The following is a 15782-nucleotide window of genomic DNA, read 5'->3' on the forward strand; positions in this document are numbered from 1 at the left end:
CTTTCGCCGCGGTCGTCCGGACGAAACACGCAGTTTTATCGGTGCCGGCCCGGCGTTTTACTGGATGAACTTCTCCATGCTGGTGCGCTTGACCTGTTTCTTCGCGTCCTGGTGCAGCAGAATGACCTGCTCGGCTTCGGAAAGTCCGTTCTGCACGGCCTCGCGGAAATGTTCGTCGACATGGATCTCCGGGGCCGGCGCGCGCGGCTGCAGCACCGTCACCTTTTGGCGGATGCCGCGCAGCTTCTCTTCGCCGAGCCGCGTCCATTCGCCGCCGCAATAACCGGCGAAGGCTTGGCTGGCGACGACCTCGCGGCCGTATTTCTTGGTCAGGATCTGCAGACGCTGCACCTCGTTGACCGCCGATCCGAAGGCGGAGAAGGTCAGGCGGTCCTTCAGGCCGACATTGCCGAACATGACGTTGCCGACATGCAGGCCGATGCCGTAGCCGATCTTGCTGAGACCCTTCTGCTCGCGTTCGCCGTTGAGCTCGGCGACCCGCGCCTGGGCCTGGTGAACGGCCGACAGCGCTGCCTCGCAGGCAATCTTCGACGGATCCTTGTGGCGCCCGCAGGGATAGACGGCCAGGAAGCCGTCGCCGAGGAAGCTCAATATTTCGCCGCCATTGCGGTTGAAAGGAGCGGCGATCGCGTCGAAGAACTGGTTCAGCGTGTCGATATAGGCCTGGCGGCCCTCTTTTTCGGCATACATGGTGGATTCACGCATGTCGCCCATGACGAGGGCGGCGCGGATCGTCTCGCCGTCGCCGCGGCGGATCTGGCCGTTCAGCACCCGCTTGCCGGCGTCGCCGCCGAGATAGGTGGTCAGCATATTGTTGGCGAGCTTGCCGAGCACCGCCATCTTGGCGGCGACCGCCAGATGGTTCTGCATTCGCAGCAGCGCATCGATCATGTCGTCAGAAAAGCCGTTATTGTGGTCGGTCGACCACGAGCCCATCATGCCCTGCACAGAGCCGTCGCTGAAGGGCTGCACGAAGGCGAGGTAGTCGGTGATCTTGTCCTTGCGCAGATCCTCGAAGATCGGGAATTCGGCCGGTCCGTCCTGCGACAGTCGGCGGCGGATGTGCTGCAGGTTGTTGTCGAGCAGGTAATAATAGGGGCTCTGCAGGAAGCGGTCCGGCTTCTGCCCGGCCGGCATGCGGAAGCCTTCGATGGTGACGCCGCTGGCGCGCCGCCAGGTGAAGCTCAGCGCATCGTAGAGCGGGTGCAGCATCGAAAAGGTCAGGTGCACGCGCGCGATCGGCAGGCCGGCGGAGGCCATCCTTTCGCAGAAGCCGCTGACGATGGTTTCGAGATCGTTGCCCGCCAGTGAAGAATTCGTCAGCCATTCGGCGACGCGGTCCAACAGGATGGAGGACACGCTGGATTCGATCGTGCTCATTCTCGGTATGATCCTCATAAAGCACGCCATCCCCAAGAGGCAAAAATCCCTCGGCCGGCACATTTACATGCACAGGTCACAAGGAAATCAGGATGTACGAGCGGTAATATTGTGTCAACGATCTGCCGAGAGCCCGGCAGCGGCGTCCCTCAGTTCCCCTAACGGGGGACCGGACGGGTGGTCCTTTCACGTGGTTCATTATCAAAAGTCAAAATAGGGATGCTGCATATGCGAAACAATGGGAGCGGGATTCTTTTGTGCTCCAAAGTTGCATCGGATAAGACCGGCTGGGACATTTCGGCCACAGCTGGCTAAGGATGTTGGAGCAGCCATGCCGACGATTGACGACTCAAGACCCCTCCCCAACCCTCCCCACAAGGGGGAGGGGGCTAACCCGCGGCGCCGTGCTGCCCGTTTTCGGCCTCAGAGTTCTCGGCGATGATTTTAAGTGGGATGATGCGGCTAGTTTAGCCCCTCCCCCTTGTGGGGAGGGGTTGGGGAGGGGTCTTGGTCGCCAACCGACGCTATTGCCGCCGGGGAGAAAAGGACCACGGGTTTAATTCGCCGCCATCATGCATTAGATCAGCTTCCTGAATTCCCCGTTTGAGAGACCCCGCCTTGGCCACCTCCACCTTCGATACGCTTTTGCAGAAGATCGAAACCCGCGCGGCGCGAGCCGGCGTCATTGGCCTCGGCTATGTCGGCCTGCCGTTGGCGATGGCGGTGGCGCGCAGCGGCTTTGCGGTCACCGGCTTCGACATCGATCCTTCCAAGATGGTGGCGCTCGAGGCCCGCCGCTCCTATATCGATGCCGTCAGCGATGCAGCCCTTGCCGCCGAGATCGATGCCGGACGCTTTCAGGCGACCACCGATTTCGCCGGGCTTGCCGCCTGCGACGTCATCATCATTTGCGTGCCGACGCCGCTCACCAAACATCGTGATCCCGACCTGTCCTTCGTCGAGGCGACCTCGCGCTCGATCGCCCAGCACTTGCGTCCCGGTCAGCTCGTCGTGCTGGAATCGACCACCTATCCCGGCACCACCGACGATATCGTCAAGGTCATTCTCGAAGGCACCGGGCTGAGATCCGGCGCGGATTTCTTCGTCGGCTTCTCGCCGGAGCGCGAGGATCCCGGCAACCAGCATTATCACACCGCCACCATCCCGAAGGTCGTCGCCGGCGACGGGCCCGAGGCGCTGTCCCTGATGAAGGCGTTCTATGGTGCGGCGGTATCGACGGTCGTGCCTGTTTCCTCGAATGCGACGGCGGAGGCGGTCAAGCTCACCGAAAACATCTTTCGTTCGGTCAACATCGCCCTGGTCAACGAATTGAAGACCGTCTATGCGGCGATGGGCATCGATGTCTGGGAAGTGATCGAGGCGGCCAAGACCAAGCCCTTCGGCTACATGCCCTTCTACCCCGGCTCCGGTCTCGGCGGCCATTGCATCCCGATCGACCCATTCTATCTCACCTGGAAATCGCGCGAATACGAGCTGCCGACCCGCTTCATCGAGCTTGCCGGCGAGATCAATTCGGCGATGCCGCGTTATGTCGTCGGCAAGCTCGCCGAAGCGCTCGACATCCGCGCCGGCAAGGCGCTGAGCCGCAGCCGGGTGCTGGTACTCGGGCTCGCCTACAAGAAGAACGTCGCCGATATCAGAGAAAGCCCGTCGCTGCGGCTGATCGAGATCATCGAGGAACGCGGCGGACGGGCCGACTATCACGACCCCTTCGTCGCCGAGATCCCGCCAACGCGCGAATACCAGGCGCTGAAGGGCCGCCGGTCGGTGGCGCTGATGCCGGACGCTGTCGCCGACTACGATGCGGTGCTGGTGGCGACCGACCATGACAGCGTGGATTATGCGGCGATCGCGAAAAGCGCGGCGCTGATCATCGACACCCGCAATGTCTTCAACCGGCTCGGCCTTTCGGCCGATCACGTCATCAAGGCGTGACGGCAACGCCGGAGAGCGCCTTGCCGGTCATCCGGCTGGCGGCCACCGCATAACCCCCGGACGCGCCATCGATGAAATGCATATGGTCGCGCGAAATCGGCGTCGGCACGAAGCAGGTCATCAGCGCCGAAGCCTGCCGATGCAGGCCATAGCGGGCGATGCCCTTTGCCCGCGCCGCTTCCAGCAGTGTCTCGATGCGTTTCAGGTGCTCGGCATCGACATCGACCGTCATCTTCAGCCCGTCGTCGAATTTGCGGAAATCGGAATTGCCGGCGACGTCGCCCTTGTAGCGGCGGGCATCGAAGCGGCCGAGCGGGATGTCAAGCTTGTAGCAGAGAACGGTGATGGCGAGCTGAAGGAAGATGATCAGCTTCTGCCGAAGGCGTTTGCCGGCCGGCGCCGTGGCCCTGGCCTCGCGGTTGATTCCCTTTAGCGAGAAGGCGAATTTCGGGCCGCCGGCCGGCACCGGGTGGCTGCCGCGGTTTTGCTCGGCGGTGATGGCGACGATGCCGTTGACGAGGTTGCGAAATTCTTCGCCCGGCCGGCCTTCGCCGGGCACGGCGATGATCGAGACGATCTCGCCATTCTCGGCCTCGATGGGACTCCAGCGGCAGGAGAGGCCGGTGAGATCGGGCCGCGTGCCCGGGGCGGCGCGCTCGACGCCGTAACGGCCCTGCTTCATCTGCCGTTCCGCCCAGCTGGTGCCGCCGCCCCAGAACATCGCATAGGTGACATAAGGGCTTGCCGAATAACGCGCGACACGCACGTCGAGACCCTCTGCGCGGGTATCGGCAACCGGCACGATGGCGATGCGCAGCATCAGACCGAGATCCTCCTCGACCCAGACCTGCACGGCGGCAAGCGCATCGCGCGCCGCCTTTTCCAGCGAACCCGGAAGCGCGATCAGCGCCCCGTCGCCGCCGAAGACGAAGGGATAGTCGCCCTTGCCGACGGCGTTCAACACCGCCGAAATGACGCTGGCGCCCGCCATGTTAACGTCCTTGTACCGGCCGCCGGCGATCGCCTGGGTCGAGCCGACAATATCGGCAAGCGCCAGCACCCAGCCATCGGGCAGCGGCCGGTAGTTGGCGGCATCGGTCACGCCCTCGAAGGCGCTGAAGAGCGGCACGGCGGCAAAGAAGTCTTCGTCGGTCACGGTTTCCATGTCATCGACCTTAGCACAGACCCATATTGCCACTGCAACGCCAATTCCCATTTACGGCAATCGACTTGGCAAGGTTTCAGTGTTAGCACGCGCTCACGATTTTCATGACGGATACGGATTTAGATGAGCCGCCTCGACAGCTTCATTCGCCGGTTGACGGCCCAGCGCGATATTTTGAACGCGATCACCGATCTCGTTGCAGAAATCGACGGCCCGGTGCTGGAATTCGGCCTCGGCAACGGCCGCACCTATGATCATCTGCGCGAGAATTTTCCCGGCCGCCGCATCATCGCCTTCGACTGGGAAGTCCGCTCCTATTCGGCCTCGACCCCGGAGCCGCAAGATATGGTGACCGGCAATATCCGCGACTCCGGCCAGGCCTTCCTCGGCATCGGCGCAGCGCTCGCCCATGCCGATATCGGCACCGGCCATGACGAGATCGACGCGGTGACGCTGACCTGGCTGCCGCAACTGATCGCCGGCGTGCTCGCTCATAACGGCGTCGCCGTCAGCGGCCTGCCGCTGGAGCATCCCGAGCTTGTGGCGCTGCCGCTGCCGGAGGGGATCAAAGAAGGGCGGTATTTTCTCTATCGCAGGACGTAAGCGATTGGGCGGGGACCGCGGCATCGGCCGCTGTCGCGATTTGCAGTGGCAGTTATTCCTCTTTGGAGGATTTAATCCCTCACGAGGCGCAGGAATAAGCCGCTGCCGAGCGGGCTTCCAGTTTTGCCTCGAACTCGTCCGCGATTTGCTTGAGAGTCACACTGCCCAGCCGCCTCAGCAGCAGCGCCTCGGCCTCCTGCATCGCATCTGCCAGCGCGCTATTGACGGCCTGCTCCACCAGACATTGCGGCTGGTCGCCGGCGGGGCCGATGGCGAAGAGGTGAGGCTCGCCAAGGGCGTTGTAGACGTCGAGCAGGGTGATCTCAGACAGGGGACGCGCCAAGGTCCAGCCGCCGCCGTGGCCCTTTTCGGAGCTGACATAACCCCGTTCACGAAGGCCGGCCATGGTGCGGCGGACGACGACGGGATTGGTGTTCAACATCTTTGATATCATTTCGGAGGTCGCCGAATGCTCGTGCCGATCCATGTGGATCAGCACGTGCAGCATGCGGGAAAGGCGGCTGTCGCTGCGCATTGTTCCATCCTGTAGAGCGAGCGAGTGATTATTGCAGACCATCTGTAACAACACAAGTGGCATGACGCTTGACTGGGCTATTTCATGTAACTTATATTGATTCATGAAATCAAACACCGGAGGAGTGACAGCATGTCTTACGAAGTCATCGTCATCGGCGGCAATTTTGCCGGCCTGTCGGCTGCCATGCAGCTTGCTCGGGCGCGGCGGCGGGTTCTGCTCGTCGATGCGGGCATGCCGCGAAACCGATTTTCGCAGGCCGCGCACGGTTTTCTCGGTCAGGACGGCCGGGCACCGGCGGCGATCATGGAGGAGGGGAAGAGACAGCTTTCGCTTTATCCGAACATCACGTTGCGCGACGGCAGGGTCGTCCACGCGCAGAAGCAGGATGACCAATTTATCGTCGGCATCGACGGCGGCGGCGAAGAACGCGCTGACCGACTCATTCTCGCAACCGGCGTCCGCGACACGCTGCCCGAGATTGCCGGCCTCGGAGACCGCTGGGGGCGCTCGGTGCTGCACTGCCCCTATTGCCATGGTTATGAGGTGAGTGGCGGCGAGCTTGGCGTCCTTGCAAACCATCCCCACTCGGCGCATTCGGCCGTGATGATCCCTGATTGGGGCGCGACCACCTTTTTCACCCAGGCGCAGTTCGAGCCTGACGACGAGCAGCTCGCGAAGCTGAGCGCCCGCGGCGTCCGCATCGAACGCAGCCCGATCGTCGAATTGCTGGGCGATAGTCCGAAACTCGAGGCAGTGCGCCTCGCCGATGGCCGCATCGCGCCGCTCGACGCCATCTTCGTCGCGCCGAAAACGGCGATGGCAAGCCCCATTGCCGAACAAGTCGGCTGCGCCTTCGACGACGGTATGTTCGGTCCGGTCATCCGCACCGGCGAAAACAAGGAGACCAGCGTCAAGGGCGTCTTCGCCGCCGGCGATGCCGCAAGCTCCATGCACAGCGGCACGCTTGCCTCGGCCGCGGGGGTGCTCGCCGGCGTGCATTGCCATCAGTCGCTGGTGATGCAGCCTGCCGGATAGGCGCCAAGATGTTGAGCAGAGGCTTCACGAGGGTGATGGGGCGTTTGCGAAAACGAATATCGCCAGTTTTCGCGATCAGACATTTAGCCGTCACTCTCCCCAATCAATTCCCATATATCCACCTTCTCCGCCCGGCCCTTCACCTGCGCCAGGCCGAGCGACCGAAACACGAAACGGTCGCCGACGGCGTTATGGATGGCGGCGCTGACCAGGATCGACGTACCGAATTCCTTGTTCAATCCCTCCAGGCGCGAGGCGACATTGATCGTATCGCCCATGGCCGTGTATTGCTGGCGCGAAATCGCCCCGAAACTGCCGACGACGGCCGGGCCTGTGTGCAGGCCAAATCGCGTGATGAGGACAGGACGGCCGTTCACTCTGTTCTCCTCGTTAAGGCCGTCGATTGCCGCCTTCATTGCGAACACGCAGCGGCAGCCGTTTTCGGCATGTCTGGCATCCGCAACGGGGGCGTTCCACATGACGAAAATGGAATCGCCGAGATATTGCACGACCGTCCCGCCGTGGCGCTCTGCGATGATGTTCAGCAGCTCGAAATAGGCCGATAGCGTATCGACGACGTTTTCCGGAGAATTGAGCTCGGATATGGTCGTGAAGTCCCTGATATCGGTGAACAGCACGGTCACATCCTGCCGTTTGGCTTTGACGACCGCTCGCCCCTCGGGGCTGATGATGCGCCGAACCACTTCACGCGGAACGTAGAGGGCAAACTGGCTGATGGCATGCCGGCTTGCCGAGAGCGCGCCGGCCAGTGTGTTGATCTCCGTTATCCAGGAATGCGAGACGGGCGTCTCGCCGAGATCGAGATCGCCGATCCGCCGCGCCTCGTCGGCGAGCCGATAGAGAGAGCGGCTGACCATGCGGGAAAGCACCACCGATGCGCCGACTCCGGCGATCAACAGAGCGCCAGCAATCAGGAGATTGCGCACGAGCAGCCGATGGGCTTCCTCCACGAGGTCTGCGAGCGGCGCGACGATCACGGCCGTGCTGTCCTTAAACAGGCCTGAGACACTGACAGGGGCGATTTGCGCCAGGTGGCTTTCGCCGTCGATATCGAGCCGCGCCAAGCCGCCGCTTGCGAAGGCGGGATCTCGCCTGAGCCTGGCCACGGCTTCCAGGCTCGTGTCGAAACTGTTTGCCGTCGCGGCGAAGGCGCCTGATGTTCTCGCCCATAATCCGATGACCCTGCTCATGATCTGGGCGTCGGAATGGGCGACGAGGTTGCCGCCGCCATCGATGATGTAGGCTCGCGCATGCGGAGAAATCCCCTGCGCATTCAGCAGGCGGCCGATCGTCTGCAGGTGAATGTTGATGCCGACGACCACCCTGCCATCATCCTTCATCGGCGCCGCGATCGTCAGCGTCGGTATATTGAGCGTTCCGGTCACATAAGGCCCGACGGAAACCGGCACACCGTCCTGGACGACGGATTGGTACCAGGGCCGTTGCCGCGGATCGAAGGATAGGTAGTCAATGTCCCGCTCGCCGATCGGTCTTGCCTGGCTATCGAGAAAGCGAAGCGTCGATATAATATTCGCGCCTTGTCTCTCCGCAATCGTTCTGATCGCGAAAGCCGTGCCATCGGGCGCCGCCAGCGCCTGACGCACATCCTTTCTGGCGGTGTTAATGACCTGCAGATAAGAACCATCGGGATAGCCGGTGTAAACGCTCGTCGCCTCGGGGACGTTTCGCAACACCTCGAGAAAGACTTCCTGCTTTGCCATAATATCCTGAGACGGCGGGGAAGTGAGCTGCGGCAGGGTCGATGCCAGCGCCACCGCCTCGGTGCCGCCGTGAAGCGCAGCTTTGTATCCCTCGATAAGCCGTAAGCTCATCTCGCGCATCTGCTGCGCGCCGGCGTTCACCGCAGCAGCGCTTCCCTGCCGGAATGCCAACCAGATGATTGGCATCGACGTGCAAAGCAGCGAAGCGACGACCAGGACGCCGAGATGCACTCTGAGCGGTTTGGACCAGCGCACGAGATTCCCCTCGAAATGCGGATACGTCTCAGCGCACCTATCGTCCCGATGCTCGTCCAGCTGTGCGAATGAGCGTTCCGAACGAAGCCAGCTAACCGCTTTTTTCGAGCTTGCACAAGGCGTTCAATACTCCTGCCGTCACGGTTAGCTTGACTGCGTCTTTGACTCACTACGTGAAACATGCATTTTTCTTGCAATCTTTACGTTTGAATTATAGCGCTTCCATCGGAGTACTATAAAGGTAAGCCAGTGTCGGATCTTGCGACGCTTGGACAAGTGGGAAACTGGGGAATTCAAATGGGATTTACTGAAGCTGTTCGGACAGTCTTGAAGCAAAAATACGCGACCTTTTCGGGCAGGGCGTCCAGGTCGGAATATTGGTGGTTCATGCTATTCTGCGTGCTGGCGCTGTTCCCACTTGCAATACTGGCCATTGTGCTCGCCTACGCCACCAGTGGTGGTGGCGCCCCATCGCCGGCTCATTATACCGTGGTCATCTGGTTGTTGTTCACAATCGCAGTTTTTTTGCCGTCCATATCCCTACAGGTCCGCCGCTTCCATGATCGCAACATTTCCGGTTGGTGGTATCTCGCGCTGTTCATCCTGAGCTTTATTCCCTATGCCGCTTTCGTCACATTCCCGGTAACGATTGTCATCTCCCTGCTTCCGGGCACGGAAGGTCCGAACAAGTTCGGTCCGGATCCGCTGCGTCCCGAGGCGCAAGCAGAGGTCTTTGCCTAGAGCATTGGTTTGCAATGATGCCGCACCCGAAGATGCGAGGGGCAGGCTTCAGTCACGGCAGCATGTCGATCGAGGCGGCGATCCGAGGCGAGGGCGTGGCGCTCGGCCGCAGCGCGCTGGTCGCCGAAGACCTGATCGCCGGCCGCCTTGTGGCGCTCTTTCCGCGAACGAAGATGGAGGTGGAATGGGGATACGACCTTGTCTACCGCATGGGCAATCAGGATCACCCGAAGGTGCGGGCCTTGCGGAACTGGATCGCCGACGAGGTGCGTGACTTCACCGCCGCCAATTTTTCGGATTGACCCGCTGTTGCCATGAGCTGCCGGCGCTGTGCCCAATGCCAGGCTCGCTGCGAACGGCCAAGGTAGGGCGTCTGGTTCGGCTAATAAAAGGGGGGGCCGCACGCTACGCGCCAACGACGATCAGCTACGGCAAAAACAGCACGTTGTACTGATCGATGACCGCCGGCAGATCCCGTACCTTCATCTCCTCCTCGCGGTCCTCGAAGAGGACGAGGCAATTCTCGTAGAAGCCGGCAAGCATCGAGATGAAGGCTTTCGTGCCCTTAGGCCCATAGAACAGCGGCGTGAACTCCATATGGAGCGGCACGCGGCGGGAAAGCAGCGGCTGCATCGAGCGGCAGGCGACCGGCTCGTAGCCCTCGATATCCATCCAGACGAGGCCGATGGCGGCCGGGTCGATCGAGAGGTCGGCCAGAATTTCGGATACCGGCTTCACTGGCACGCTGATCTTCGTGTCGGTCGGACTTTGGCGGATGGCGCTGCTCTTGCCGTGATTATTGCGGTTCAGGAAAAAGTCGATCTCGCCGTCGCGCTCGCCGGCGGCGCAATTGACGAGGCGGACCTTCTCCTCCAGCCGGTTCTGGCGGATGTTGAGCTCGAGCAAGGGGAAATTGCGCGGGTCTGGTTCGATGCTGACGATCTTGGCATAGGTGTTGCTCAAGGCGAAATAGACGGTCTGGGTGCCGATATTGCCGCCGATCTCGAGCAGCGTCGCATCCTTTCTGAGCAGGCCGCGCTCGCGCAGGATGACGATCAGCCGGTCCACGGCATCGCGCTCGAAATGGCCCTTCCGGAAGACCTTGCGGCCGATATAGTCGGCCGGTGAAAAGGTCATCAGGTGATCGCCGGCGTTGACCGTCATCGAGACGACGCGCGGGCCGATGTTCTCGATCAGCAGGCGGCGGCCGAAGCGGGTGTCGAAGAAGCGCGAGGCGGCGGCATTGCGCGCCTTGCGCAGACGGCGGCTCCAATATTTGGCGGTGAGCCAGGGCTTGCCGGGCATCAGTCTTTTCCTTCGAGCGGTTCTGCCGCTTTCTCTCTCGGAATCACATAGACTTTCAAGGGTAGGGCCCGGCCGCGCACGCTGATTTCACGACTTTCGATGCCGGAGAGGTTGGCGTCGGCAAGCTTCGCCACCGGCTCGGAGATGACGATCGCCGCCTCGAATTCCTTGGCGGCACTTTCCAGCCGGCTTGCGACGTTCACCGTATCGCCGATCGCCGTCATGCTGCGCACCCTTCCATATCCCATCGTGCCGACGACGGCCGGGCCGGTGTGGATGCCGATCGCGATGCGCAGCGGCAGCGTCAGTTCGTCGGCGAGTTCTGCGGCGAGTTTTTCGATCTCGGCGACAATCGCCGCGGCGGCGTTAAGCGCCTGGCGGCAGGCCTCTTCCGGTGCGGTGTTGAGGCCGAAGAGCGCCATGGCGCCGTCGCCGATGAACTTGTCAAGCCGTCCGCCCGCCTGCTCCACCGCCTTGCCGATGATGGCAAAATAGCGGTTCAACAGGAAAACGACGTCGAAGGGCAGGCGCGTTTCCGTCAGCGTGGTGAAATGGCGGATATCGACGAAGAGCACGACGATCTCGCGTTCGCGGCCGGGGCTGGTCTCCTGGCTGTTGGCGGGAAGGGCGGTTTCGACCGCTGGCACGAGCAGCGGCGCGACTGCGAGGTCGCGGTCGGGACGAAGCTGGCAGGCGAGACGCACATCCGGGCCGGCATTAATGCGCCTCAGTGTCGTCTGTTCCATCTTGTCGGCGGGCGGCAGGCTTTCGTAATCGCCGAGGATCTGCACCCGGCAGGTGGAGCACTGGCCCTTGCCGCCGCAGACGGAATAATGCGGCAGGCCGCCGAGCCGGCTTGCCTCCAGCACGGTGAAGCCGCGCGGCACGCGGATCACCTCGCCGCCCGGATAATGCACCGCCACCTGGTCGAGCCGCTCCTTCAGCCGGCGCCGGGCGCGGGCAGCGACGACAATCAGCAGCGAGGCTGAGAAGGCGCCGTAGAGGCTGGCGCGCACCGTTGCGACATCGGCGCGCACTTGCGGGTCGGAGAGAAAACGGGCGTTGAGGTTCACCTCGTAAGGATTGGTCGACAGCTGATAGGAAGGGTCGGCGAGCGTGCGGCCCATCTGGACGAAACCGAGCAGCGAGAGCACCGGCACGAGGATTGCCAGCGCCAAGAGCGGCGCGGAGACGTTTGCATACCATGCGCGGTAACGCAGCCAGAAATGAATGCCGATGCAGCCGTGGATCCACACCACGATGACGGCGACAGCCTGGCGCATGCCGGTCGCCGGCGACTTGATCCACTGCTGTTCGACGATCGTCTGGTAATCGTCGATATAACCGTAGAGTTCGTGGCCGATGCGTGTGCCGATGACGTGATCGATCAGAAGCAGCGGAATGAGCAGGCCGAGCAGGGTCTGGGCTGTTTCGCCTTTCGGCATCACCAGGCTGCGGCGCATGTAGATGGCGCGCAGCACCAGCGCCATATGGATCAGCACCGAGGAATAAAACACCGCGGTGCCGACGGGATTGCGCCAGATGACGATAAAAAGATGGCGAGCCTTATCAGCGGCGGAAAGCGAAATCAGCCCCAGCGCATGGTTCGACAAATGCAATAGGACGAAGGTGAAAATGACGAGGCCGGATCCAAGCCTCGCCCTTCTGATCGTCCGTTCCGAAAAAATCCCTGTGGCCGAGACCGTCGTCATTCATTCCCGTTCTTGTCGATGCAACCGCAGGCCCATAGAAATTGAGAAGGAGGCGGAATTGCTTCCATCGCGATCACATTCCATATGCTTATGCGCAAGTTTTCGGGAAATGGACAATAGCGGAGTTTCGCCAGCGGCCAGGCCGATTGGAAACAGTGTGTCTTTACGTGAGGAACGCGGATGCGGGTGGCTTTCTACGCGCCGATGAAATCGCCGAACCATCCGGTGCCGTCGGGCGATCGATTGATGGCGCGGCTGCTGATCCGGGCGCTGGAGCTGGCCGGGCACGAGGTCGAGGTCGTCTCCGAATTCCGCACCTATGCCGCAACCCCAGAGACGGCAGCCGCGCTCGCGCCCGCCATCCGCGCCGAAGGCGAGCGACTGCGGCTGAAATGGCAATCGGCGCCGCGCCCCGAGCTCTGGTTCTGTTACCACCCCTATTACAAATCGCCCGATCCCTTCGGGCCGGCGATCTCAGCCGAATTCGCCATTCCCTATGTCACCGCCGAGGCCTCCTACGCGGCAAAGCGGGACGGGACCGGCTGGGCGGCCCAGCAGCAGCGTGTGGGTGAGGCGGTCCTGCAGGCGGCAGTCAATATCTGCTTCACCGATCGCGACCGGGTAGGCCTTTCCGCCGCCTTTCCGGCGGCGCGGCTCGCCGGCCTGAAACCCTTCATCGATCCGGCGCTTTTCGAAGCGCTGCCACCCACGCCAGATCCGCGCCGGCTGGTGACAGTCGCAATGATGCGGGCGGGCGACAAGATGGAGAGTTACGCGATGCTTGCAAAAGCATTGCGCCTGATCGAAAGCCGGACGTGGAGCCTTTCGGTCATCGGAGACGGGCCGATGCGGCATGAGGTGCAGGTGCTGTTCGCCGGCCTTTCCGGCCGCATCGAATGGTTGGGGGCGCTTGGCGCAAGCGAAATTGCCAAAACCCTCGGGCGTGGCGGCATCTATGTCTGGCCGGGCTGCGGCGAGGCTTACGGCCTTGCCTATTTGGAGGCGCAGGCGGCCGGCCTGCCTGTGGTTGCGCAGGCAACGGCCGGCGTGCCCGCCGTCGTCGAGGCTGGTGCGACCGGTCTTTTGACGCCGGATGGAGACGTTGCCGCTTATGCCGCGGCGGTGGCCGCCCTGCTCGAGAACGGTGAGACGCGTGATGTGATGGGGCAGGCGGCACGGCGCTTCGTGCTCGAGGAGCGCTCGCTTGCGACGGCTGCGCGCGCCCTGGACGGAATTTTGCGTGAAAGCGCCGGAACAGGAGCAAGAGAATGAGCGAAGGCAAGAGCTGGGAGCCGCTGCGCCGCGAGCTTGACCGCTGGCAGGCCACCGGCCGCGTGGCGCGGTTCTGGCTGCGCGATGACGATGCCGTCGCGCCGACGCAGGATCTGGAAACGCTGCTGGCGCTGACCGGCACGCATGACATTCCGCTGACGCTTGCCGTCATTCCCGCTTTGACCGGCGAAGCACTGGCCGCGCGGCTGGCGGAGGAAGCGGCCGTCGCCGTCGCGGTGCATGGCTGGTCTCACACCAATCATGCCGGGCATGAGCGCAAGAAGCAGGAACTCGGCAGCGAGCGGCCGGCGGACGTGGTGCTCGGTGAATTGCGCGACGGCTTTCGGCTGCTGCAGCGGCTGCATCCCGCCCGCTTCGTGCCGGTGCTGGTGCCGCCATGGAACCGGATCGACGCGGCGCTCATCCCGGCATTGCCCGAAATCGGCTTTTCGGCGCTTTCGGTTTACGGGCGGGCAAAGCCGGGCGGCCGGGTGCGGCTTCTCAACACCCATGTCGACATCATCGACTGGCACGGCACGCGCGGCGGGCGCGGCGAAGAGGAGCTGGTGGCCGAGTTGGTGGCGGAACTCCGCGACCGTTTTGCCGGCAGCGACGAGCCGATCGGTCTTCTCACCCATCACCTGGTGCATGACGCCGCTGCCTGGGACTTCCTGTCGGCCCTGCTTGCTGCGACCGGTCGGCATCCCGCCGTCCGCTGGTCGCCGGCGCCGGCGCTTCTGGATGCATGATCAGCCGGCGTGAACGCGTCCGAGAAAGTCTCGCATGAGGGCTGCGACTTCATCGAGATGCGTCTCGAGCAGCCAATGCCCGCCGCCGAGGAGATGCAGTTCGGCATCGGGCAGATCACGCAGATAGGCTCGCGCCGACTTTTCCGGCATGTAGTGGTCGTTCGGTCCCCAGACGATCAGGGTCGGCGGCCTGTTTTCCCCAAGGTATTTCCGGTGCTCGGGAAACCAGGCGCGGTTCTCCCTCAATCCGGCGATCAGGTCGATCGCGATTTCCTTGCGCCGGGAGGTGATTAGCGACCAGTGCAGCTTCCACATGTCAGGCGGGATCGTATCGGCCAGAGGCGGCGGCAGATCGTTGAGAAACTCCTCCTTGAAGGTCTCCTCGCTGATTGCTTGGCCCAACGCCTTCCTCATCTCGGCGGGCGGAAGCGCCCAGGTCGCCTCAATGTCCTTATATTTTGGGCCGAGGGCATCTTCATAGGGGATATCGCCGTTCTGGATGATCAGCGCCGTGATCCGCCTGGGATTTCTGATTCCCAGCCGCGCGCCGATCGGCGAGCCGAAATCGTGGAGATAGATGGCGAAGCGGTCGGCATTCACGGCGCCGACAAATGCCTCCAGCCAGGCGGCATAGCCGTCGAAGCTGTAGTCGAAATCATCAGGCGTACCGCTGTAGCCCGCACCTGGGAAATCCGGAGCGATCAGGTGCCAGCGGTCGGCCAGGCGCGGCATGAGATTGCGGAATTCGTAAGACGAGCAGGGATAGCCATGCGGCAGCAACAGGACCGGCGCGTCCGGCCGACCGGCCTCGCGATAGAAGGTCTCGATGCCGGCAACGGTGATCCGGCGATGCCGGACGAGCGTAGCCGGGTTCACCTTCGGTCCTCCTCATGCTGCTCTGCGCCCTCCACCGGTCGCAGCCATGGTTCGCGGCGCTTGATCCAGAGTTCATAACGCGGCACGAGCGGTGTCGGGGCTTCGGACAGGATGCCGAGTTTGATTTCCGCCTCTTCCGCATCGGCGGAAAACAGCCGCGAGCCGCAGCCGGTGCAAAAACGCCGGCCCTGGAACTCGCCTGTTTCTCCGGAATATTCGAACTGGCCGGCCGGCCAGATTCCATAGAAGGTGAAGGCCGAGCCGCTCTCCTTCCTGCAATCGGTGCAATGACAAATGCCCACGCGCAACGGTTCGCCGCGAACAGAAAGCTGCACCTGCCCGCAAAGGCATTGTCCTGACAACACGGTCATGGTTGATCCCCGCTTCATCGATCTTGCGCTGCCGGGGAAACGGTCGGGCCAGGCAACTGTT

Annotated in this window: 14 protein-coding genes and 1 pseudogene; 7 read left to right on the forward strand and 8 right to left on the reverse strand. The window is 62.6% G+C overall.

What is annotated here, in order from left to right:
- Positions 1-57: 57 nt before the first annotated feature.
- Positions 58-1401, reverse strand: a complete 1344-nt coding sequence (locus tag N2597_RS28755; protein WP_040140862.1) for an adenylate/guanylate cyclase domain-containing protein — start codon at positions 1399-1401, stop codon at positions 58-60.
- A gap of 618 nt (positions 1402-2019) precedes the next feature.
- On the opposite strand from N2597_RS28755, the gene N2597_RS28760 reads away from it, so the two are divergent.
- Positions 2020-3357, forward strand: a complete 1338-nt coding sequence (locus tag N2597_RS28760) for a nucleotide sugar dehydrogenase (RefSeq protein ID WP_183598790.1) — start codon at positions 2020-2022, stop codon at positions 3355-3357.
- On the opposite strand, the gene N2597_RS28765 is transcribed toward N2597_RS28760, so the two are convergent.
- A complete protein-coding gene (locus N2597_RS28765; protein WP_183598792.1) occupies positions 3347-4573 on the reverse strand; it encodes a DUF3095 domain-containing protein in 1227 nt (408 codons plus the stop codon). The two genes, N2597_RS28760 and N2597_RS28765, sit on opposite strands and share 11 nt — an antisense overlap.
- Positions 4574-4645: 72 nt before the next feature.
- Between N2597_RS28765 and N2597_RS28770 the strand changes: the two genes are divergently transcribed.
- Positions 4646-5125 (forward strand): class I SAM-dependent methyltransferase, encoded by a 480-nt coding sequence (locus N2597_RS28770; RefSeq protein WP_077989511.1) that lies wholly within the window; start codon positions 4646-4648, stop codon positions 5123-5125.
- A 79-nt stretch (positions 5126-5204) separates the two neighbouring features.
- On the opposite strand, the gene N2597_RS28775 is transcribed toward N2597_RS28770, so the two are convergent.
- Positions 5205-5660, reverse strand: coding sequence for an Rrf2 family transcriptional regulator (locus N2597_RS28775; protein ID WP_040140873.1), 456 nt, complete (start codon positions 5658-5660; stop codon positions 5205-5207).
- 132 nt (positions 5661-5792) lie between these two features.
- On the opposite strand from N2597_RS28775, the gene N2597_RS28780 reads away from it, so the two are divergent.
- The gene (locus N2597_RS28780) at positions 5793-6698 is read left to right on the forward strand and encodes an NAD(P)/FAD-dependent oxidoreductase (RefSeq protein ID WP_183598794.1); all 906 of its coding nucleotides are present in this window, start codon (positions 5793-5795) and stop codon (positions 6696-6698) included.
- An 83-nt stretch (positions 6699-6781) separates the two neighbouring features.
- On the opposite strand, the gene N2597_RS28785 is transcribed toward N2597_RS28780, so the two are convergent.
- Positions 6782-8695, reverse strand: a complete 1914-nt coding sequence (locus tag N2597_RS28785; RefSeq protein ID WP_183598796.1) for an adenylate/guanylate cyclase domain-containing protein — start codon at positions 8693-8695, stop codon at positions 6782-6784.
- 297 nt (positions 8696-8992) lie between these two features.
- Between N2597_RS28785 and N2597_RS28790 the strand changes: the two genes are divergently transcribed.
- Together N2597_RS28790 and N2597_RS28795 are read left to right on the forward strand one after the other, a co-directional pair.
- Positions 8993-9436: a DUF805 domain-containing protein gene (locus N2597_RS28790; RefSeq protein ID WP_040140879.1), complete on the forward strand. Its 444-nt coding sequence runs from the start codon at positions 8993-8995 to the stop codon at positions 9434-9436.
- Positions 9436-9738 (forward strand): annotated as a pseudogene (locus tag N2597_RS28795) (LysR substrate-binding domain-containing protein); the annotation flags it as partial. The gene N2597_RS28790 and the pseudogene N2597_RS28795, both read left to right, overlap by 1 nt.
- 124 nt (positions 9739-9862) lie before the next feature.
- On the opposite strand, the gene N2597_RS28800 reads toward N2597_RS28795, so the two are convergent.
- The gene (locus N2597_RS28800; protein WP_077989505.1) at positions 9863-10741 is read right to left on the reverse strand and encodes an FkbM family methyltransferase; all 879 of its coding nucleotides are present in this window, start codon (positions 10739-10741) and stop codon (positions 9863-9865) included.
- The gene (locus N2597_RS28805; RefSeq protein WP_183598797.1) at positions 10741-12453 is read right to left on the reverse strand and encodes an adenylate/guanylate cyclase domain-containing protein; all 1713 of its coding nucleotides are present in this window, start codon (positions 12451-12453) and stop codon (positions 10741-10743) included. The genes N2597_RS28800 and N2597_RS28805 overlap by 1 nt, the downstream gene beginning before the upstream one ends.
- Before the next feature lie 180 nt (positions 12454-12633).
- Here N2597_RS28805 and N2597_RS28810 point away from each other — a divergent pair, with 180 nt between their 5' ends.
- Positions 12634-13725 (forward strand): glycosyltransferase family 4 protein, encoded by a 1092-nt coding sequence (locus N2597_RS28810; RefSeq protein ID WP_183598799.1) that lies wholly within the window; start codon positions 12634-12636, stop codon positions 13723-13725.
- Positions 13722-14474 carry a polysaccharide deacetylase family protein gene (locus N2597_RS28815; RefSeq protein WP_183598801.1) on the forward strand — a complete coding sequence of 251 codons (753 nt, stop codon included), beginning with the start codon at positions 13722-13724 and terminating at the stop codon, positions 14472-14474. Before N2597_RS28810 ends, N2597_RS28815 begins: the two co-directional genes overlap by 4 nt.
- On the opposite strand, the gene N2597_RS28820 is transcribed toward N2597_RS28815, so the two are convergent.
- Both N2597_RS28820 and N2597_RS28825 read right to left on the reverse strand, forming a co-directional pair.
- Positions 14475-15350, reverse strand: coding sequence for an alpha/beta fold hydrolase (locus N2597_RS28820; protein WP_096762876.1), 876 nt, complete (start codon positions 15348-15350; stop codon positions 14475-14477).
- Positions 15347-15721: a GFA family protein gene (locus N2597_RS28825; RefSeq protein WP_183598803.1), complete on the reverse strand. Its 375-nt coding sequence runs from the start codon at positions 15719-15721 to the stop codon at positions 15347-15349. Before N2597_RS28825 ends, N2597_RS28820 begins: the two co-directional genes overlap by 4 nt.
- Positions 15722-15782: the final 61 nt, after the last annotated feature.

Origin of the sequence: Rhizobium sophoriradicis (genome assembly GCF_025200795.1) — a bacterium.
Classification (GTDB): Bacteria; Pseudomonadota; Alphaproteobacteria; order Rhizobiales; family Rhizobiaceae; genus Rhizobium; species Rhizobium sophoriradicis.